The organism is Microbacterium sp. NPDC057741 (assembly GCF_042798735.1).
In the GTDB taxonomy this organism is placed as follows: Bacteria; Actinomycetota; Actinomycetes; order Actinomycetales; family Microbacteriaceae; genus Microbacterium.
In genome coordinates, this window is record NZ_JBHVJW010000004.1 from 245,917 (window position 1) to 266,805 (window position 20,889).

Below are 20,889 nucleotides of genomic sequence, written 5' to 3' on the forward strand. Positions count from 1 at the left end.
CGGGAGGTTGTGAACGCGTGACATAGAGAAGACCTCCGGCAAGGATGTGGGTTACCACACTCGCATCTCTAAACCGGAGGCCTCCATGACCCACGCTAATGCTCCGTTGACGCCTGAGGGGCGCCGGCGTCTTGCCCTGTTGATAACTCGGGATGGATGGTCGCTTCGGCGCGCTGCGGAGCGGTTTCAGTGCTCGCCGGCGACCGCGAAACGGTGGGTGGATCGGTGTCGGGCTGGCCTGCCGCTGACGGACCGCAGCTCGAAACCGCGGACATCCCCGAACCAGCTGCCACGCAAGACCGAGCGGCGCATCGTCGCGTTGCGGTTCACGCGTCGGTGGGGGCCGCACCGGATCGCATATCACCTGCGGTTGCATCGCTCGACGGTCGGACGGGTACTGGCCCGGTACGGGATGCCGAAGCTGACCGCCATCGATCAGTCCACCGGCTTGCCGGTCCGCAAGCCTCAGCCGAGACGATATGAGGTCGCCTCGCCGGGTCAGCTGGTCCATGTGGACATCAAGAAGCAGGGCCGGATCCCGGACGGCGGGGGTTGGCGTATCCACGGGAAAGGGTCCGTGCAATACCGAGCTGCAGGCGTCGCAAGAGGACGAGCGGCACGCGCCGGCGCGACGGGCTCCCGCGGGTACCGATACCTGCACCACGCCGTCGACGACCACTCACGGGTGGCGTACTCGGAGATCCTCGACGATGAACGCAAGGAGACTGCCGCCGCGTTCTGGACTCGCGCGAACGCGTTCTTCGCCGGCATCGGCGTCACCGTCACCGCCGTGATGACGGACAACGGCGCGTGCTACCGATCACAGGCATTCGCCGACGCGCTCGGCGACGTCAAACACAGGTGGACCAAGCCCTACCGGCCACAGACCAATGGGAAGGTCGAGCGATTCAACCGCACCCTCGCTACCGAATGGGCCTACGCGAACCCCTACGCCAGCGAAACCGAACGCGCCGCCGCCTACGAGACCTGGCTACATCACTACAACCACCACAGACCCCACACCGGCATCGGCGGCCAAGTCCCCTCCGCCCGCGTTCACAACCTCACGGGGAAGTACAGCTAGCCCAAACACGACCACCAGATCGCGAGACCTGAGGCTCCGCACCACCAAGGCGGATGGCGTTTCCGAGCCGGGAGAGCGTCGGTGGCCTGCTCCAAGATGAGACTGGATGACGCGGAGAAGCAGTTTCTCGACGACCTGGGCCTCTGACCGCGTGCGGCCGGCAGGTCGACGTGATCTTGCGGCAGCGGCGAGTCGAGCGCGATCCCGTTACCCTGGCCGTAGGAGGTGACCGCTGACGCAGCAATTGCGTAGACGGCTTGGCTTTGATGCTGTCGACGACTTGGTGTTCTGGCCGGAAGTCGTCTATCAGAGGAGAACTCCCCAGGTCTGACAATGGCGATATGCATCGGCGAGCTCGGCCGGCTGCCTGCGAGTCGGACCAGGAGATTGGAAGGCGACGACGGATCAGTGGTCGGCGCGGCGCGGGTCAGTTGTGGCCGGTGGCGGCTGCGTCCAACTCACGGATGTACTGGCTGGTGATGTGGATAGCACTTGTAATCGTTGTTGCAGTGCAAACAATGCGATCGCCATCGCAGTCTGTTCCCAGTCTACGCATCAATGAATCTTGTAGCGCGAGTTGTTTGGACAGGTCCTTCCTTTGATTGAAAGTCATTCGACCGCCGCCATGTGCGATCGCATTGCGTAAGTCGATGACGAGCTGGAAATCTTGTTCGATCGCGGTCCCGGCGAGAGAAATTCCGAAAGAATTGCTAAGCCACTTACGCCGTTCGGGCCAGCTCTGCCGAAATTGTGTGCTAACCATGTCCGCCACCGAAATTTCGAAGTCGCTGGTGCCCTTGAGGTAGCGTGAAGTGAGTTCATTGAGGAGCTCATCGACGTAGACTTCCGCGATTGAGCTCACGCGAAGTACTGCATAATCCGGCTCGGCGGTTAAGTCGGTCTCCGCCACGCCGCTAAGAGCACGCTCCGCCAATCTACTGAGAACCGGGCGCGTCGACACCTTGCCCCCATTCATACGCTTCTTTGTGTATTGGTGACGCGCCGACGATCGAGCGAGTCAAAGCGTTGGACGGAGGCACTCCCAGACGCCCGAGAGCTGCTGCCAAGCCGGGGCGCGTGGTCCGAGTTGCGCGGCCGAACAGTTCACCGAGCCCCCGCTCTTCCAGCGAGCGTGAACGTGCCAGCACCCATGCAGCTTCGGCGCGGACAACCTCATGCTCATCCGTGATTTGTGCTGATGCCCAGGTCGTAAGTGCCTTGGCGTCAGCTGAGTCGTCATCTGACCAGGTGTCTACTGCGGTTAGGAGCCAGATCTTCGCCCATGGGCTTTGGCGTTCCATCTCTGTCAGCATCTTAACGGAACGCAAATTCGCGTCGGCCTCCGTAGCACGTGAATTGAAGTAGGAGATAACGCTACTCAGCTTCAGAGGATCGGCGTCGATCAGTGCTCGGAGAATATCGTCTCCGACCCGCTCACTGGCTGCACCAAGAGAACGGATGGCCTTCGACGTGAGTCGAGTTGGAATTGAAGATCGTGTGGAAGGCGCGGCCCAATCGTGGAGAACACGACGGAAAGCTTCCTGCATCGCTTCCGAATCTTCCGGATCGATCTCTACTTGATTGGCCTCGCCGTACCAGTCCATGAGGTCATCGAAGACTGTGAGGTCCGCTCGAGCCTCTTTGAAGTACTTATCAACAAGGTCTTGTAGTCCTGCTTCTTCCTCTAGAAGCGTGGATGCTAGGCGCACCGTGGTCTTCTCCGAGGAGAGCACGAGACCTAAGGAGCGCGCGGCTTCTGCGGCGTGTTCGATGATCCGATGTGCCTCGCCCCAGGACGTAGCGAGCACGCGGAAGTCATCGGCATAGCGTGCCAAGTGATAGCCGTATCGGAGAAGATCGCGTTCCAGCATCCCTAGGTAGACGTCACCGAGTAGGTCGCTGGCGGACATCATCTGGGGTATAGCCCGCGCGAAACCGAAAGCTTCTCCGAGGAGGTCGATCAGCGCTTCGACGGGCGGGCGTTCCAGCGTCTGCACGAGCAGCTCGCGCTTGAGGACTTGGTGATCCACGTACTCGTACATCGACGCGATGTCTAGCGAAACTACATACTTGGGTGCATCTGGATCTTGAGACAGACCAAATTCCTTGAATGCTACCCAGTTGTCCTTGGCTCGAGATTCCGCAGCCAAGCTGGGGCGCAGGTGGTTGACGAGCGCCTCGTAGAGAACTCTGTCCCGTGCCGACAACACTGTCACTGGACGGGGACCAAACCCCTTGCGTGGCATGCTCAGTGTGCTTGTGGAGACGCTGGTTCCCGAGGAGAAGTCGGAGGCAACCAAGCGGACTAGCTTGTTGGTGCTGTCGGCAAGGCAGCGGTCTGATATCAGGACGGGAAAGCGATCGAGATACTCCGTCGTAACCTGCGTGGCTGCTGCACTCAGATCGAGGCGCTTCAATAAATCTGCGGAAAGCTTCACTGGTCTCCATCACAAGGCACGAGGCGTCGCCGTTACGGTTCGACACGGAATTCTTCCGCGGTGTTTGGCAACCAATCTAGCGAGTGAATGACGACACAGACGTCGTCCGCCGAACGTCGCGATGCTCGCCGGCACCCGCGACGCGGGATTTGGACGGTGATCACGCGGCTTACGCAGGTCCGGCGGAATGCCGGATCACACGGCGCTGGTCGCTGCACCAGCCGTCGCCCTCCGTCTCAAGCTCACCGGTAGCCTGTACTCGAGCCTCGGAGAACCTGCATGCCAAACATCGTGATGACGAAGCTGAAGAATCAGCCGAAGGACAAGATCGTCCGCCTGAAGATCTTTGACTTCCTTGAGAAGCTGGCCGAGGACGACTCCACCTACGGCCTCCGCGTCAAGAAGATGAACAACGCGGTGGATCCTCGTGCGCGCACGGCCAGGATCGATCAGAGCTGGCGTGCAGTGCTGTACCTCCTGGAAGACAAGCATCAGGAACGCACCTGGGTCTTCGCTGGCGCGTGGGAGCACGACGTCGCGATCGAACGGGCGAGCACTCTCAAAGTGAACCTCAATGAGGTGAACGGCGCTGTCGAGCTGATCGCCGAGACGATGCCTGCCGGTCCTCGGCCGTCCTACCCTGCTTCGCCTCCCGCTCAAAGCGCACCGGCCGCTCCGAAGTTCCTACAGCAGTTCAACCACTCTCCGGCGCGGCTCGTCGGTGATCTGGGGTTCACGCATTCCGTTGCGCAGAGACTTCTCGATGCCTCCATTGAGGACGAGGTCCTTACTATCGCAGAGGGGCTGGAGAACGCGTGGGAGCAGGACGCCGTGGTCAGCCTCGCGGCGGGCGTGTCGATCGAGGACATCATCGACGAGCTTCGCCTCCGGGCGCCCGTCATCGACGATGACGCTAGCGAGGACGAACAGATTCTTCGGGCGCTCGAGAGCGATGTGTCGAAGATGCAGTTCACGTTCGTCGAAGACAACGAGGAATTGCGGAAGATCATCGAGGAAGGCGACTTCGCTGCCTGGCGGGTCTTCCTCCACCCGGAGCAGGCGATGTACGCCTCAGGTGACTACTCCGGCCCGTTCCGGCTCAGCGGCGGTGCCGGTACCGGTAAGACCGTCGTGCTTCTCCACAGAGCGCGGCACTTGATGTCGCAGAATCCGAATGCTCGCATCGTCCTGACGACCTACACGCGCGCTCTTGCCGAGAACCTCAAGCGCGACCTCCTCGCCCTCGATCCCGAAATCGGCATCGCATCCGGGCTCGGTGAGGCCGGTGTGCTGATCCGGGGGGTCGACCAACTGGGGGCAGCGGTCCGTCAGAAGGCTGGCTCAGGATTCGGGCAGGTCGCGGGCATCATCCTCGGGGAAGCCCGCGGCGGTGTTGGGCAGGTCACCGGCAACCGCGACGGTTGGGCCTCAGCTGCGGCCGGCACTTCGGCAGATCTGCCTTCCGCAGTGACGACTGACACGTTCCTTGAGAGCGAGTACCTCCAAGTCGTCCTGCCCGCCCGCGTTACGACGCGCGAGGAGTACTTCTCGATCCGGCGCCCCGGCCGTGGAGTAGCGCTCGACCGGAAGAAGCGCGACGCGGTGTGGACGATCATCGAACGTTATCGGGAGAACGCGCGGTCGGCGCCATCGATGTCCTACGCCGAGGTCGCGGAGATCAGCGCAGCGTGGCTCGATCTCTACGGCGAGGAGGCGAAAGTCCTCGCTGATCATGTCCTCATCGACGAAGGGCAGGATCTCTCGCCCTCGCAGTGGAAGCTTTTGCGAGCACTCGCTCGCCCCGCGCGGAACGACTTGTTCATCGCCGAAGACGCGCACCAGCGGATCTATGGCCATCCGGTCGTCCTCGCTCACTGCGGCATCGCGATCGTCGGGCGATCCCGCCGGCTCACGCTCAATTACCGCACGACCGCAGAGAATCTTGCGTTCGCCGTCCGTTCGCTCGAGGATGGCGACTATGTCGATGCGGAGGGTGGTATGACGGAGGTCGCGGGATACCACTCGGCTCGTCGTGGTCCGGTTCCGGTGGTCCTCGGCGCGCGAGACGAACAGGAGCAACTCGCTCACGTCTGCGATCTGGTCGAGGGGTGGGTCGGCGATGAAGCGGTGGATGCAGGAACAGTCGCTGTGCTCGCAAGGACGAATGAGCGAGCGCTCGCCGCCCGCGATGCACTAATCAGCCGCGGTATCCCGGCGAACCACGCGAAGAGCGCCCAGTCGAAGAGCGACCGCGTGCTGACGCTCACGATGCATACGGCGAAGGGGATGGAGTTCAGCCGAGTCGTGCTCTTCGACGTGAGTGATGGAGTTGTCCCGTTCAAGTGGACGCTCGAGAACGCCGCCCCAGAGGAGCGCGACCAGGTGATGCTTCAGGAGCGCTCACTGCTTTACGTCGCAGCTAGCCGAGCGCGAGACGCACTCGCAGTGACGTGGAGTGGATCGCCTAGTCCCTTCCTGCACGCTGACGCTGCATCGTCCGAGACCAAGTCCGAGGAGCCCTAAGTTGCCGCGCTCCAACCACCCCCTCCGCGCGCGACGGCGCCCCGCGTTCGATAAGGGCTCCGGAGTAACACGGATCGTCGATCTGTTCGCTGGCTGCGGCGGCATCAGCCTCGGCCTCGCGCAGGCGAGTCACGCTGCGGGTAGTGCGCTGCAGATCGCCCTCGCGGTGGATTTCGAGCCCCTGGCAACCGCAGTGTACGAACAGAACTTCCCGTTCGCGGAGCGCATCGAGACCGCGCCGGTCGAGGCGTTCTTCGACGGAGAGCTGGGCGCGGCCGCCACTTTCGTGGAGCAGCGCACCGCCGCATCCGTGGCAGACGTAGACGTTCTGGTGGGCGGGCCACCGTGCCAGGGGCACAGCAATCTGAATAACCACACCCGACGTGTCGACGAGAAGAACGCGCTGTATCTGCGAATGGTGCGGGCGGCTGAGATCCTCCGTCCGCATGTCCTGGTGATCGAGAACGTGCCGGCCGTCTTGCGTGACCGTCACAACGGCGTTGGTGTAGTTGAGAAGGCAGTCGAGCACCTCGCGCGAATCGGCTACCAAGCGGAGCATCGGGTCGTTGCGCTCGCTCGCCTGGGTGTGGCGCAGACGCGACAACGGCATGTCCTGTTGGCGACTGATCGCGGCGAGCCGGATCCAGCACTCCTCTTCGATGCGATCGAAGCTCCGGACACCTCGCATGACTTGCGTTGGGCGATCGGTGACTTGGCTGGCGCGACGTCTGACTCGATGATCGACCGCGAACCTCAGGCCACGGCGATGAACAAGGAGCGGATGCAGTTCCTACTGGACAACGACATCTACGACCTGCCGAATGCGCTGCGCCCGACCTGCCAACAGGGAGTGCACTCCTACAGATCGATGTACGGCCGCTTGCGATGGACCGAGCCGGCGCAGACGATCACGAGCGGCTTCGGCAGTATCGGCCAGGGCCGCTACATGCATCCGGATCGCGCGCGTGCGCTGACCGCGCATGAGGCGGCTCGCATCCAGGGCTTCCCGGACTACTTCGATTTCTCGGCATGCCCCACGCGGAGCGCTCTGGCGACGATGATCGGCAACGCTGTCCCACCGCAGTTGGGCGCTGCGATCTTGACGGCTTTCCAGTCTCTCTCGTCGCAGTCGCAAGCAGCGGAAAGCACAGGCGAGCCGCAATCGGCATGAAGTGTCGGTGGTATGCGACATACTGAAAGGCTTTGCTCTGGGAGGAGGGAACAGGGATGAATTCGAGCGTGATCGTGAACACGACGTCCGGCACGATCGAGGTGCCGGAGATCGGCAGTCTGGTCAATGTGCGAGGTGCGCGTTGGTCGGTCACCGATGTGACTGCGCAGTCGCTGCCGCGCAGCAGCGCTGATGACGGCCGGGCCGAGGTGCAGCACGCGGTCACGATGCAGTCGGTCGAGGAGGACTACTACGGCCGCGGACTCACCGTGATCTGGGAACTCGAGCCGGGCCGCAGCGTCATCCACGAACAGGGCTTGCCCTCGACCCTGAACCCCGAACGGTTCGACGAACCGACGACCTTCGCCGCGTATGTGGACGCGCTTCGCTGGGGAGCTCTCACAAGCGCAGACCCCAAGACGCTCCAGGCGCCCTTCCGCAGCAGCGCATCCGTCGAGGCCTACCAGCTCGAGCCGCTCCGTCGCGCCATCGACTCCCCGCGGGCCAACATGCTCCTTGCGGACGACGTCGGCCTCGGTAAGACGATCGAAGCCGGTCTCGTCATCCAGGAGCTGCTCCTCCGTCACCGCGCTCGTTCGGTGATCGTGGTGTGTCCGGCAGGCCTCGTGATCAAGTGGCAGGAAGAACTGCGCGACAAGTTCGGCCTGGACTTCGAGATCGTCAACTCCGAGACGATGAAAACCTTCCGCCGCACTTTCGGCGTGCACGCCAATCCCTTCCGTGTGTACCCACGAGTGATCGTGTCGATGTCATGGCTGCCTTCGCCGCGCGCAGAGCGGATGCTCGAAGAGGTCTACGCGAGCGTCAAGGATGCCCGCACGGCAGACCGCCGCGCGTTCGATGTGCTCGTGGTCGACGAGGCGCACCACGTCGCACCGGCGACCCCGAGCCGCTCCGGTACCGACAGAGCTCGCTACGCAGTGGACAGCCAGCGCACGATCGCGGTACGTCGCCTCGCGGAGCTCTGCGAGCATCGTCTGTTCCTCAGCGCGACGCCGCACAACGGATATACCGAATCGTTCACCGCGCTATTGGAGATGATCGACCCCCAGCGGTTCGCGCGCGGTGCTGATCTCGACGAAGACGCGCTGAAGCAGGTGGCGGTGCGCCGCCTGAAGCGCGACCTGCCGGATGAGGGCTTCCAGCTTCGTGAGGTTCGACCGCTGGTGTTCGATCCTGCCGACGACGAGGCCGAGGCGTACGACAAGCTCATCGCATTCACCCGACGCCGAAACACTGCCGTGCAGCAGGAACGTGGCAAGCGTGCATCCGACCTCGCGACGGTGATCCTCAAGAAAAGGTTCTTCTCTTCCCCCGTCGCTTTCGCGGCGACCGCGGAGACGTACCTTGAGGCGCGCGGTGACGAGGACGTCCAGCTCCCTGACTACGACGATATTCTCGGTGACGAGGCATCTGACGAGGAGGAAGGTCGCGCCGAGCAACCCGAGCTGGAGGCGCTTCGTACTGCCAAACGAGCACAGGTCGCCCTCACCGATGGCGACATCTCCGATCTCCAAGATCTCATCACCTGGGGCCGCCGCTACGACGGCCGCCCCGATTCGAAGCTCGAGGCACTCCTGCGGCTCATCGAGGGGGACTTGATCGTCCCGGGGACCGGCTGGGGAGACGAGCGCATCGTCATCTTCACCGAGTACGTCACGACCCTGGATTGGCTTCGCGACGTGCTTGAGTCTCGCGGTTACGGCGGGGAGAGGCTCGCAGTGATCGATGGTTCAACCGACGCCGAGACCCGCGAGGAGATCCGTGCTCGGTTCACCGCTCCTCCGGGCGACGAGCCCGTTCGTATCCTGCTGGCCACGGATGCGGCTGGCGAGGGCATCGACCTACAGACCTACTGCCACCGCCTGGTCAGCTTCGACATCCCGTTCAACCCGAACCGGCTCGAGCAGCGGATCGGTCGCATCGACAGGTACGGACAGGACGAGACTCCCCTCGTCTGGCATCCGCGTGCCGATAAGCAGAACACTTCCGATTACGCGAAGGACAACGATCTGCTCGCCCGGCTTGCGAGCAAGATCGCGAACTCCGAGCACGACGGTGTTTCCGCGAACGAGATCATCGCTCCGGACTTGCAGCGCGAGCTCGGGTTCGGGGAGGGCCCGGCGCGCAAGATCAAGACGGATGCCGGTGGCCAGGTGATCAACCGGGTGCTGCAGGCGGAGCACACGCTGGGGGCGCACTTGACCCGCCTCGCTGAGCGGCTCGAGGGCTCGCGCGACCGTATGCACCTCCACGAGGGCAACCTCCTCCGAGTCTTCGAGGAGGGATTGCGTATCTCGGGTCAACCCGGTCTGATCGAGGTCGGCGATCCACGCGACGAAGCGCGCCTGTTCGACGTGCCGCCTGGGCTTTCCAAGACCTGGGTGCCAGCTCTCGACGGCCTTGATACACGGCTCGCGCCAGGCGTGCTGCGTCCCATTACTTTCGACGAGCAACGCGCACGGAACCAGACCGACGTCGTGTACGCGCACCTCGGCCACCCGCTGATTCAACGCGCGGCGCGCGAGTTGCGTGGACAGGTGTGGACGCGCACCGAGCACGTCAGCGGCGTGAGCGCTGTGGTCGTCGAGGGCCTGGAACAGTCGTTCGCGGCCGGGGTCGCCCGCCTCGTGCTCGTTGGCGAGGGCGGCACTCGCCTGCATGAAGAGGTCTTCCTCGCGGGTACCCGTCTCTCCCGCAGGCAGGAGCTCGGCATGGAGAGAGCGGAAGACCTGTTGGCCTCTGCGCTGGACGGAACTCGCCTCACCCGGCCGAGCGAGCGCGTACTCGAGAATCTGGCCGCCGACTGGAGCCTGGAGTCGGATGCCGTGGATGGCATCCGAAGCAGAGTCAACGCGGCCATCCAGCGCCGAGCGGAACGTCTCCGGAGCGGCGTCGAATCCGACCTGAGGGATCGACGCGACGCCGATCTCGGCGCGGTCGAGGAGATCTTCGCCCGGTTCCGCAGCACGCTGGAGAGCACCCTCGCGGGCGCTGAGGAAGCCCGTCGATCGGGCGAGGAGATGCTCTTCCAACTCCCGGAGGAGAAGCAGCAACGCGACCGGGACCTCACCCGAGTGCGGACGCGTTTGGTGCACCTCGACGACGAGCTGCACGCCGAACGCGACGCTGTTGAACGCCGCTACCGCGATGTGCAGGCGCACAGCTTTGTTGCTGCGCTCGTGTTCGCGCTGACTCCCGAGGACGCCGAGAAGTTGGAGGCCGGCCGTGGCCGTTGATGTGTGGGAGTGGTTGTCGCTGATCGACCACGATGGCCCCTTTCTATCGAAGGCGGCGTTGAAGTCGTTCTACCCGTCGGGGCTGCCCCGACCCGCGGTGGACGAGACCGGGGACGTGTTCGTCGACGAGTTCGTTCGTTGGTCAGCCGCCTGGTCTGCAACGGCGGAGGTCTACGGCGCGGCGCGTGATCGTTGGGTAGCGGCCGTGTTGCGTCGCCTCCTCGACTGGTCTGACGACCTGCAATTGTCCCCTGTGGGGCTCGCGGCGCAGTCCCCTAACGGCGCCGTCACAGTGACGCCATGGGCAGCCTTGACGAGTGACGACGGCCCCGCTGCTCTGGTGACGCTTGTGCATCGTGTTGATGATCTTCGCTCGGCGGGCACGGACGGCTGGTCGGCGAACGCGATTGACCGGATGGCGGTGCTTCTGCGGGAGACCGGGGTGACGATCGGCATCGTCACCGACGGCCGCTGGTGGGCGCTTGTGTCCGCGGCGAAGGACGTCACGACCGCGAGCGGTGTGTGGGATGCGCTGCTCTGGCGAGAGGAACGGCCCAGCCGTGATGCATTCCTAGCCCTCGCCAGTTACAGCTCGATTGCTGGAGGTGCCGCGGAGATGCGCCTGCCCTTGGTCTTCGCGAAGAGCGTCGCCAGCGCAGAGGAGATCACCGAGGCGCTCGGCGACCAGGTCAGGCGAGCCGTCGAGCTCGTGCTGCAGTCGATGTCCGACACGCACCTGCGTGCGGTCTCCCAGGGAGACCGCACGCCGCTGCCGGAGGACCCGAAGACCGTCTACGAGGGGGCCGTGACGGTGCTGATGCGCATCGTCTTCCTCCTCTTCGCGGAAGAACGCGGGCTGCTTCCCGAACATGACCTCTATCGTTCCTCGTACGCGATCGCTCAATTGCGCGAGCAGCTGCAGCAAGATGCACAGGCGACGTCCGAAGAAGCACTCGATCACTCGTGGGAGGCATGGCACCGTCTTCTCGCTGCGAGCAATGCGGTCTTCGGCGGGGCATCGTTCCAGGACATGAGGATGCCCGCCTACGGCGGCTCTCTGTTCGACCCCGCGCGCTTCCCTTGGCTGCACGCCACCGACCAGCAGGGCCGACTGCGGGTACGCCTCACCGATCGGGCGATGCTCGCCGTTCTCCGCGCCGTGCAGACGATCGAGGACGGGGCGATGCAATTGTCGTTCCGCGATCTCGACGTCGAGCAGATCGGATACGTCTACGAGGGGCTGCTCGGCTACTCCGCCGCCTATGTTCCCGACGTCACCGTCGGCCTCGACGGGAGGAGCGGGTTCGAGCCCGAGATCGCTCTCGCCGAGCTTGAAGAGATCAAGGACGCTGCCTCGTCGCCAGCGGATTTCGCGAAGCGCCTCGTCGACCATCTGAAGAAGACGCAAGAGCAATCCAAGCCCCGAACCCCGAATCAGATCGCGAAAGCGTATGGCGCCGGCGACCTGGCGGCGGCTGCGGACGCCCGAACCCGGCTCCGCCACGCCCTACTCGGCGATGACGAGCTCGCTACCAGGCTGGAGCCTTTCCATGGGCTGATTCGCAACGATCTGCGGGGGTTCCCCTATGCCATTCCTGCCGGCGGGCTCGTGATGACCGAGTCACCGCAGCGTGCAAATACCGGGACTCACTACACACCCCGCTCTCTCGCGGAAGAGGTCGTGCTGCATGCACTGGAGCCCCTCGTCTACAGTCCGGGACCGCTGGACACCGAGAACCGCAGCGACTGGAGGCTCAAGTCGTCCTCGGAGATCCTCGATCTCAAGATCGCGGACATCGCCGCCGGGTCCGGCGCATTCCTCGTCGCCGCCGCTCGTTACCTCGCCGACCGGCTCATCGAAGCTCGCGCGAACGAAGGTCTCGATGTGAGTCACGAGTCCGATCTGAAACGATGGGCTGTGCGCGAAGTCGTCGCTCGCTGCCTCTACGGAGCCGACATCAACGGCATGGCTGTCGAGATGTGCAAGCTCTCGCTCTGGCTCATCTCGATGGATGCTGGCAAGCCGTTCTCGTTCGTCGACGACCGCGTCTTCCACGGCAACTCCCTGCTGGGTGTCACTACTGAAGAGCAGCTCAAGGCCCAGCACATCTACCCCGAGCGACGTCGCGGGCGGGAGCAGCTGCCTTGGTTCGACGTTGACAAGGATCTCGATGACGCGGCCCGTATCCGCCGCGAGCTCGCCTCTGGACAGGTCGACGACGCCGATCGCATGCGGTCTACCAAAGCGAAGCAAGCCTTGCTTCGTCAGGCTGAGCGGGTCACCCTAAAGCTCCGCGATGTCGCCGACGGCATTGTGGCCGTTGGGCTGCTCGAAGGCGGCAAACCGGGTAAGAAGCTAGATGACCGGTACGACGACCTGGCCGACGCTCTCCGTGCCGCGTACCCTGATGACGGCACTGAGCCGGATCGCGCGGCCCTCGACGCCATCATCGAAGTTGGTCTCACCCCGATCGTCGATATCGGTGACGCCCGTTGGGCACCACTCCACTGGATCCTCGCGGCGCCCGACGTTATCCACGACCATGGGGGGTTCGACGCGATAGTCGGGAACCCGGCTTTTTATCACAGCAAGAAGATCACAACCGGGTTTGGAAAGAATTATCGAGACACTTTGCAATCTACCGTCGCATTTGGCAAGCGAGGTGACGCTGACCTGGCAGCATACTTCTTGCTCCGCCAGGCGGCTCTCCTTCGCCAGATGGGCTGCATCGGCGTCGTGATCACCAAATCGATCATGCAATCTCATACAAAGGTCGTGGGCCTGGACCAGGTGCTCGCTGCAGGAGCGCGACTGATCGAGGTGAGTGATCCGTTTGACTGGGGGCCCCGCGGCGCTGACGTCTCTGTCGTGAAGGCCTGGCTCGTGAAACTGCCCGAGGCGGCCACAACTTCACACTTGGCTGCCGAACCAAAGCAGCCGCTCGGCCTTCTGCCTGTGCGGTCGTATGTTGGGACCTACCCGAACGGTGACGGGTTCCGCGTTCCGGCGGACCGCGCTTTGAGATGGTTGGCAGACGATGAACGGCTTGCTTCTCGCGTGCACCCATACATAAGGGCAGCCGACCTGTCGCAGGGTGATCCTTCACGGCCGGGGGAGTACTTGATTGATTTGGACGGACTCCCAGAGGTCGAAGCTCGGGAATATGCCACCCTCTGGCGCCACTTGGAGGCCTTCCAGCGTCCGTGGCGGTCGCGACCTAGCGTGAAACCGCGACTTCAGCAAAACTGGTGGCATTTTGAGAGCGCAGCAGCCGCGCTGTACAGCGAGCTGTCGAACGCCACGACTGCAATAGCGATTCCCAGAACCAGCAACCTTTTGATGCCGCTTTGGGTCGATCCTCGGAGCATGTTCGATATGGGTGTTGTTGTCTTCCCGGGCGGTGACCTGGCAACGTACGCGCAGATCGCGTCTAGTCTGCATTACCACTGGGTGCTTGAGTACGCTGCCACCACACGAGATGATCCGAGCTACGCTCCGAAGCGACTCGCCAACACGTTTCCGTGGACACCGTCGAGTGAGATTGGTGCGGCATCGAGGGAGTTCTCAGAAGAACTTGCGGAGCTTTGCGTCAAGAATGGCGGTCTGCGTCCAGTGATGAACTCCATGAACGATCACACTTGTGTTTCTCCTGATATCAGCGACCTGCGAGAGCTCTTCGTCAACCTGGATTCTGAGGTATTTCGGGCGTTCGGCTGGTCTGATCTCACCCCTGCGTATGATTTTGTCACTATCCGCAATCTGACTCGGTTCACGGTCGATGAAGGGTCTCAGCGAGAGATTCTCGACCGACTTATTCAGGAGAACCACCGGCGCGCGGAGTCCGAAGCTGAGATCGCACCGTTGAATAAGTCGAAGCGAGGTCGGAGATTCGAGGAATCAGCCGTACCTGAAGGAGCGATGTTCTAATGGTGTATGAACCCGTCGTAACCTCGGCGCAGGTCCGCGAAGAACTGATCGACCTCATCGCCCGGGACCTCGTCGGACCATGGGATGGGCCCAACGAGACGATTGTGGGCACGCCTCGAGCCCGCTACCTCGCTGGCGCGCTCGCTCCGATTTCGCTTCTCGACGGGACCACGCCGGCGCCAGGATCCTCGTCTGGCGCAAACGATGCGACCCTTGCCGATGTTCGTGCTGACGACTCTCTCGCGGTCACGGATCTGAGCGGCGCGCGCGACGTGGACGGCGTACCTGCCGATGAGGGGGAAGCGATCTCCGAAGCCTCACCGAGCGAACCCGACGAGGACCGCGGCCCTGAATCGAAGATCATCGCCCCGTCATCCATGGGATTGCGGTTCCAGGTGCCGGCGCAGACTGGGGTGCTTCGATTCACGGCTCGTTGGGGAAAGTACAAGGCGCGACGCGAGGCGGACGACAAGGGCAAGATCCAGACTTACTACGACCGCACTCCGTTCCAAGAACCCGTCGAGATCAACCTCTCCGAGATCGCGAGCGGTGGGTCGAAGCGGGCAGCGCTGCCTGGGGACGTTGAGATCACCGTCGAGGTTTTCGACGTGGAGGGGCGTCGAGTCGTCGAGGCAGCGCTTCTCAATACGGCTGTCACGGGTCGCGAGCTGCCGCCCAAGCTCTGGATGTTCCAGGCCGGGCTCGAAGTGACCTCGCCGGATGGGGACGCGATCTTCCTGCCTGCCCGCGACGCAATGGAGTTCGATCGCGGCTCTCGCGACCCTGAGGTGCGCCGGCTCGATCTCCTGTACCGCGATCGCCTCGAGTTCGCCGTCGGCCGTACGGCCTCAGTAAGCTGGGACCTGTCGGCGAACGACGCTCGACGTGCTACGTCGGTTCGAACGACGTGGCTGCCGACCGCCGAGGTACCGCAGACGCAAGCTCCGGCGGTCGAGGGGGTCGTTCTGAGCATGAGGGCCCTCATGGAGGCGTCCCCCGCGGAGCTCGAAGCGGGCCTGCAACCGCTCATCGACGGATACTCGATCTGGCTGGAGGACCGCGAAGAAGACAATGCGGAACTGCCGGAATGGCTGCAGGAGCAAGGGCAGATCGGCCTGGAGGACGGCGCCGCGGCGCTTGACCGGTTGCGCGCCGGGCTCGAGCTGCTCGTCTCCAACGAGCAGGCGCAACGTGCGTTCTGGTTCATGAACCGCACTATGCGTGATCAGCGCCTCCGGTCCCAGGTTGCCGCGCTTCGAATCGAACAGAAGGAGCTGTCGATCGCGGAAGCCGTTGCCAAGGTCGATGCGCGCGGCGACAAGGCAGCATCGTGGCGCGCATTCCAACTCGCGTTCATCCTCATGCAATTGCCCTCGGTCGTCGACCTGACTCACGTTCGTCGCTCGACGGACTATGCACGCGCCGAACTGCTCTTCTTCCCCACGGGTGGTGGAAAGACCGAGGCCTACCTCGGCCTGGCCGCGTTCACTTTCGGCATCCGTCGTCTGCAGGGGAAAGTCGAGACGCCCGAAGGGCTCTTGGACGGCGGCGATGGCGTAGCAGTGCTCATGCGGTACACGTTGCGCTTGCTCACGTCACAGCAGTTCCTGCGCGCAACGACCTTGATGTGCGCCGCCGAGGTGGTGCGCCGAGAAGACCCCTCCACGTGGGGAGCCGCACCGTTCACGATCGGACTCTGGGTCGGCTCGAGTGTCAGCCCGAAGCGGTACTCCGAGGCGGCCGAGCAGGTCAAGGACGTGCGGGAGCGAGAAGGCAACTCCGCATACGGGCTCACCGTCCTCCAATTCGATCACTGCCCCTGGTGCGGGACAGCGATCAACCCCAAGTCGAATGTAGAAGCCGACGATGTCGAGAAGCGCATCCGCGTGTATTGCGGGGATCGTCGTGCCCGCTGCCCCTTCGCGTCCGGAGGGAGCGCCGAGGTCGGTTTGCCAGTGCTCACCGTCGACGACGAGATCTACCGGCATCCGCCGACATTCCTGCTGGCGACCGTCGACAAGTTCGCCCGCTTGGCGCGCGAAGGAGAGGCTGCGAGTCTGTTCGGCTACGTGGCCAGGAAGTGTCCGCGACACGGTTACAAGCACCTCGACACAGCCGGCAACGTGTGCGGCGCCGACACACACAACGCGAAGACGGCGAACGGGCGCACCTACCCCGCGACGCAAGTCACGACCGTGGGCCGGCTGCGCCCGCCCGATCTGATCATTCAGGACGAGCTCCACCTCATCACCGGGGCCCTCGGAACCGCCGTCGGCCTTTTCGAGGGCGCGATCGACGTCCTCTCGAGCTGGCAGCTCGGCATGCCGGGAAACATGAAACCGGTGAAGCCCGTAGTCATCGCGTCGACGGCAACCGTTCGCAAGGCGGCCGAGCAGGTTCAGCGGTTGTATGCCCGCGATGTCGAAGTCTTCCCGCCACAAGTACTGAGCGTGAGTGACACCTTCTTCTCCGAAGAGGTGCCGCTCGACGAAGCTCCCGGGCGGCGTTATCTTGGGGTCTGCCTCCACGGCGCCCGACTGACGCTGGCCGAGATCCGTCTCAGCGAGATCCTCCTGCTCGCCGGGCAGAAGCTGTTCGACAAGCACGGGACGGCCGCGGAGCCCTACCTGACGCTTGTGGACTACTTCTCCGCAACTCGCGAACTTGCGGGCATGCGCCGCTACCTCGAAGACGATGTGACGACACGAGTCAGCAACCCCGACAAGGCGACGGGCTATTCGAAACGGCGGACGCCGCTCAAGCTGGGCGAACTGACCTCGCGCATCTCCTCCTCGGAGATCGGGAAGACGCTCACCCACCTGGCAGCGCCGTTCGATGCCGACACGGACACCACGGTCGGCCGCGCCGCCATAGCCGCCAAACTCAAAGCCGGTGAGCAACTCGCCCCACGAGAGTTGCCATACGACGTAGTCCTCGCCACATCCATGCTGCAGGTGGGCGTCGACGTGCCGCGCCTCGGGCTGATGATGATCGTTGGTCAGCCGAAGAACACCGCCGAGTACATCCAGGCGTCTTCGCGCGTCGGGCGTGACGGGGGAAAGCCCGGACTTGTCGTGACGCTCGCGAACCGAGCGCGGCCGCGTGACATGGCGCACTACGAACAGTTCGAGCACTTTCACGACACCTTCTACGCGAACGTCGAAGCGCTGTCCGTCACTCCGTTCTCGGAGGCGGCGCTCGAACGCGGGCTGACCGCGCTCATCGTCTCTGCGGCACGTGTGATCGAGGCCACGGCGGCCTCCTCCGAGTCCCTTTCGGCGGAAGCCAACGCTGGAGCGGGACGGATCAGCACCCGCCGCAAGATCTGCGACGCTCTCGTAGACAAGCTCGTCGCCCGCGTCGATATCGCCGCAGACACCGGGGCTGCGTCGAGCATGAAGAGCAAGCTCGTGCTGCGACTCGACAAATGGACGGACCGCGCGACAGCAGCATCGGGCGCGCTCACGTACACGAAGAAGAAACTCCCGAAGCAGATCGTCGAGCCCTTGCTGGTCAGTCCCGAGGACTCCATCGGGGAAGAAGGTGACCGTCTTTTCCAAGTTGCGAACTCGATGCGCGAAGTGCAGCCTGAGATCGACCTGCTCGTGTCTCCATTCCCAGGCAAACTCGCCGAGGCGGTGACCGCGACGACGCCGAAGTGGACGTTCACCGCCAAGTCGAAGAAGGATGCGAAGTGACCGACGAACACGTGACGGCTGAGCAAGCACCCGCCGATGCCGAGCAGCCCGTCATCGGCGTCCCAGGTGACGTTGCAGATCCTTACACGGGTGCGGGGGAGCCGAAGAACCGCGCCCGCATCGGTTCGATCCGGCCGAGCGCGATGCTCTACACGTCCGGTATCGGAGCGACCGTCGACCTGCCGCAGATCGCAGTCATGCCGCAGGGCATCGACTCCTGGGACAAGGCATACGCGAGGATGGGCGGCGATCCTCCGCTCGTGCTCGTCCCTCGCCTGATCGAAGCGGTTCGCCGCCAACTCGGCCAGCAGGTCGGGGAACTCCGACAGCCGCCCTGGTTGCCTGATGCTCTCGGGGGAGACACCACGCCGATCGGGATCCCCACTCGAGTATTCCCGCAGTGGCTCCGTTGCACAGGGTGCGACCTGCTCGCTTCGGTTTCGAGTGGGAGTCCCTTCGAGTTCGAGAACACACGTAAGCACCGGCCGGACATGGCGCGCTTCGTGCACAAGAACTGTCCCGGACGATTTGCTGGTGGCAAAGCCAAAGTGCGCGTGGCGGTACCGGCTCGCTATCTGATCGCCTGCACGAACGGTCATCTCGACGAGTTCCCCTATGACGACTGGGTGCACGGCGCCGATGGCCACCGCACCGAGTGCGTCGCACAGCCGAAGATGCGGATGCTCGAATGGCGGTCGAACCTCGGACCGCAGGTGTCGATCAAGTGCACCGCTTGCGGATCGTCCCGCAACATCGCCGAGCTGACCCGCGCAGGAGGCGAGGACTCGCTTCCCGACTGCCGGGGGCGCCATCCGCATCTTCCCTCGTACGCATCGGCGGATGAGCCGTGCGAGGGCGAAGTTCGACTCATGCTGCTCGGTGCCGCCAACCAGTGGTTCCCCGCTACGGTCAGTGTGCTGGTTCTCCCCTCGCGCAAGGTGCCGCAGCCCGCCGATACTGTCACCGAGGTACTGGGGCTTCCTCCGGCGCAGGTTGCGAAACTCACCTCACTCGCCGCTGTGGCGAGCTGGCGCATGTTCGCTGCCGAGAACGTCACGGAGCGCTTCGCGGGCATCTCGGATGAAGACCTCTGGACGGCTATCCAGATCGCAAAGGGCGATCTGCCGCCGCTGGCAACGGTCGTAGCGGAGCCGACTGGGTACGACCCCAATTATCTGCTGGTCCCGGAGTGGGAGACTCTGACCCACCCGAAGGAGTTTCTCGCGGAGGACCCTCGTAACGGCTTCAAGGTGCACCCCGTTGCCGTTGCTGCGCCCCTTACCCCCGCGATCAGCGACGTGGTGGCAGTCGACCGCATCCGGAAGGCGAACGCGTTCATTGGCTTCACTCGAATCGATGCGCTTGATCGCGTCGGGGACGACGCGGCGCGTATCGCGCCGATTGCGCTTTCCGGCAAGCCGAAATGGGTGCCGGCGACCGAGGACCGCGGTGAAGGGGTCTTCCTTCGTTTCGATGAAGACGTCATCGAAAAGTGGGAAGCCAACGTTCTCGCGAGCGATGTGTGGGCGGACCACTGCGCAGCTCATGTGCGTAACCTTGGCAGGCGCGAGAGCAGCACCGCTGTCGTGGTCGCCGCGGAGGACCCGATGCCGCCGCCGCGATACTGGGCGCTGCACACCTTGTCGCACTTGCTGATCCGAGAAATGGCGATGTCAAGTGGATACGGCTCAGCGTCATTGGCGGAGCGCATTTACGCCTGGCGGAAAACGGAGGACCGTGATGCAGCAGCAGGCATTCTGATCACGACCACCTCGCCTGATAGCGAGGGTACGCTCGGCGGCCTCGTGGATCTCGCCCGTACCGATCGCCTCGAGTCGGTGATGCAAGAGGCGCTTCATCGTGCGCAGCGGTGTTCATCCGATCCGATCTGCGCGCATCGTGTGCCGAAGAACCAGGAGGACTTCCTTCACGGTGCAGCATGTCACTTCTGCGCCTTCCTGTCGGAAACGTCGTGCGAACGTGCGAACCGTTTCGTCGATCGGCGGTTCGTTCTCGATCTCCACGCCGGATCGCTCGATGTCGGGCCGCTGCTCGCGAGCGTATCGGCGAGTTTCAGCTGATGGCCGAGCCGCTCGTCGAACTCGCGTCCACGCTGACGCCGGCGACTGCGCTGAAGGTAGCGTCCAGCCTGGAGATCGACGGGCGCCTGTCCAAGGCTCTCGACAAGTTGCCGGAGGACTCGCCTGCTGCTGCTCCGCTGAAGGAAGGGTACAAAGAGGTCGGGAGCACCACACTCGCAGCGATCCTGCGCGGATTCGCCACTGCGGCTCAAGCGAACACGGTCGATATCCGCGCGGTATGGAGCGGACCGACCTTCGACGGGGACGGCGACCACACCACCTCGGCACTCGCGCATCTCATCGATGACGCCAACGAGGATGTCTTCGCGTCCACGTACTCGGCCACTCCTGACTCGGAGTTCGTGAAGGCATTGTGGAGGGCGATCGCTCGTGGAGTCCAGACCACGCTTCTCGTCGACTCGACAGTGAACGACGGCAAGACCGCGTCGATGCTTCGCAGCAAGCTCACTGGAGCGCGGTTCTGGACGTACGACGCGCCGCACGGGAAGTATGCCGTTCAGCATTCGAAGGTCGTGATCGTGGATTCTCGAGCCGCGTTCGTCACCAGCGCGAACTTGTCGACCGCCGGCGCCGAATCGAATCTCGAAGCCGGAGTTGTCATCCACGACGTCGAGTTCGCGTCGAGCATGCGACAGCGATTCACCAAACTCTGGCAACACGGAGCGATCACCGATCTGGGATGAGC

10 protein-coding genes are annotated in these 20,889 nt (G+C 63.6%); 8 read left to right on the plus strand and 2 right to left on the minus strand.

Features of this window, described 5'->3' with window-relative positions; translation table 11 throughout:
• Window positions 1–85: 85 nt before the first annotated feature.
• The gene (locus ACFVDO_RS14475; protein WP_378856410.1) at window positions 86–1,084 is read left to right on the plus strand and encodes an IS481 family transposase; all 999 of its coding nucleotides are present in this window, start codon (window positions 86–88) and stop codon (window positions 1,082–1,084) included.
• Between the two features lie 427 nt (window positions 1,085–1,511).
• Here the strand turns inward: ACFVDO_RS14475 and ACFVDO_RS14480 are convergent, their stop codons facing one another.
• A complete protein-coding gene (locus ACFVDO_RS14480; protein ID WP_378856412.1) occupies window positions 1,512–1,994 on the minus strand; it encodes a hypothetical protein in 483 nt (160 codons plus the stop codon).
• A gap of 25 nt (window positions 1,995–2,019) precedes the next feature.
• Window positions 2,020–3,522, minus strand: a complete 1,503-nt coding sequence (locus ACFVDO_RS14485; RefSeq protein WP_378856414.1) for a reverse transcriptase domain-containing protein — start codon at window positions 3,520–3,522, stop codon at window positions 2,020–2,022.
• Between the two features lie 279 nt (window positions 3,523–3,801).
• Here ACFVDO_RS14485 and ACFVDO_RS14490 point away from each other — a divergent pair, with 279 nt between their 5' ends.
• From ACFVDO_RS14490 to drmC, 7 genes are read left to right on the plus strand one after another with little or no spacing between them, the layout of a single operon-like run.
• Window positions 3,802–6,045: a 3'-5' exonuclease gene (locus tag ACFVDO_RS14490; RefSeq protein ID WP_378856416.1), complete on the plus strand. Its 2,244-nt coding sequence runs from the start codon at window positions 3,802–3,804 to the stop codon at window positions 6,043–6,045.
• Between the two features lies 1 nt (window position 6,046).
• Window positions 6,047–7,216: a DNA cytosine methyltransferase gene (locus ACFVDO_RS14495; RefSeq protein ID WP_378856418.1), complete on the plus strand. Its 1,170-nt coding sequence runs from the start codon at window positions 6,047–6,049 to the stop codon at window positions 7,214–7,216.
• 56 nt (window positions 7,217–7,272) lie between these two features.
• On the plus strand, window positions 7,273–10,476 hold the full coding sequence (drmD, locus tag ACFVDO_RS14500; RefSeq protein ID WP_378856420.1) for a DISARM system SNF2-like helicase DrmD: 3,204 nt from the start codon (window positions 7,273–7,275) through the stop codon (window positions 10,474–10,476).
• The gene (locus tag ACFVDO_RS14505; protein WP_378856422.1) at window positions 10,466–14,404 is read left to right on the plus strand and encodes an Eco57I restriction-modification methylase domain-containing protein; all 3,939 of its coding nucleotides are present in this window, start codon (window positions 10,466–10,468) and stop codon (window positions 14,402–14,404) included. The genes drmD and ACFVDO_RS14505 overlap by 11 nt, the downstream gene beginning before the upstream one ends.
• On the plus strand, window positions 14,404–18,102 hold the full coding sequence (gene drmA, locus ACFVDO_RS14510; protein ID WP_378856424.1) for a DISARM system helicase DrmA: 3,699 nt from the start codon (window positions 14,404–14,406) through the stop codon (window positions 18,100–18,102). The genes ACFVDO_RS14505 and drmA overlap by 1 nt, the downstream gene beginning before the upstream one ends.
• Window positions 18,099–20,183 (plus strand): DrmB family protein, encoded by a 2,085-nt coding sequence (gene drmB, locus ACFVDO_RS14515; RefSeq protein WP_378856426.1) that lies wholly within the window; start codon window positions 18,099–18,101, stop codon window positions 20,181–20,183. Before drmA ends, drmB begins: the two co-directional genes overlap by 4 nt.
• The gene (drmC, locus tag ACFVDO_RS14520) at window positions 20,183–20,887 is read left to right on the plus strand and encodes a DISARM system phospholipase D-like protein DrmC (RefSeq protein ID WP_378856428.1); all 705 of its coding nucleotides are present in this window, start codon (window positions 20,183–20,185) and stop codon (window positions 20,885–20,887) included. The genes drmB and drmC overlap by 1 nt, the downstream gene beginning before the upstream one ends.
• Window positions 20,888–20,889 lie beyond the last annotated feature (2 nt).

What these genes read in the sequence shown, in the direction of transcription:
- drmA (WP_378856424.1), top strand. Translation starts at nt 14,404, where the DNA reads ATGGTGTATGAACCCGTCGTAACCTCGGCGCAGGTCCGCGAAGAACTG.
- ACFVDO_RS14490 (WP_378856416.1), top strand. Translation starts at nt 3,802, where the DNA reads ATGCCAAACATCGTGATGACGAAGCTGAAGAATCAGCCGAAGGACAAG.
- drmD (WP_378856420.1), top strand. Translation starts at nt 7,273, where the DNA reads ATGAATTCGAGCGTGATCGTGAACACGACGTCCGGCACGATCGAGGTG.
- ACFVDO_RS14475 (WP_378856410.1), top strand. Translation starts at nt 86, where the DNA reads ATGACCCACGCTAATGCTCCGTTGACGCCTGAGGGGCGCCGGCGTCTT.
- drmC (WP_378856428.1), top strand. Translation starts at nt 20,183, where the DNA reads ATGGCCGAGCCGCTCGTCGAACTCGCGTCCACGCTGACGCCGGCGACT.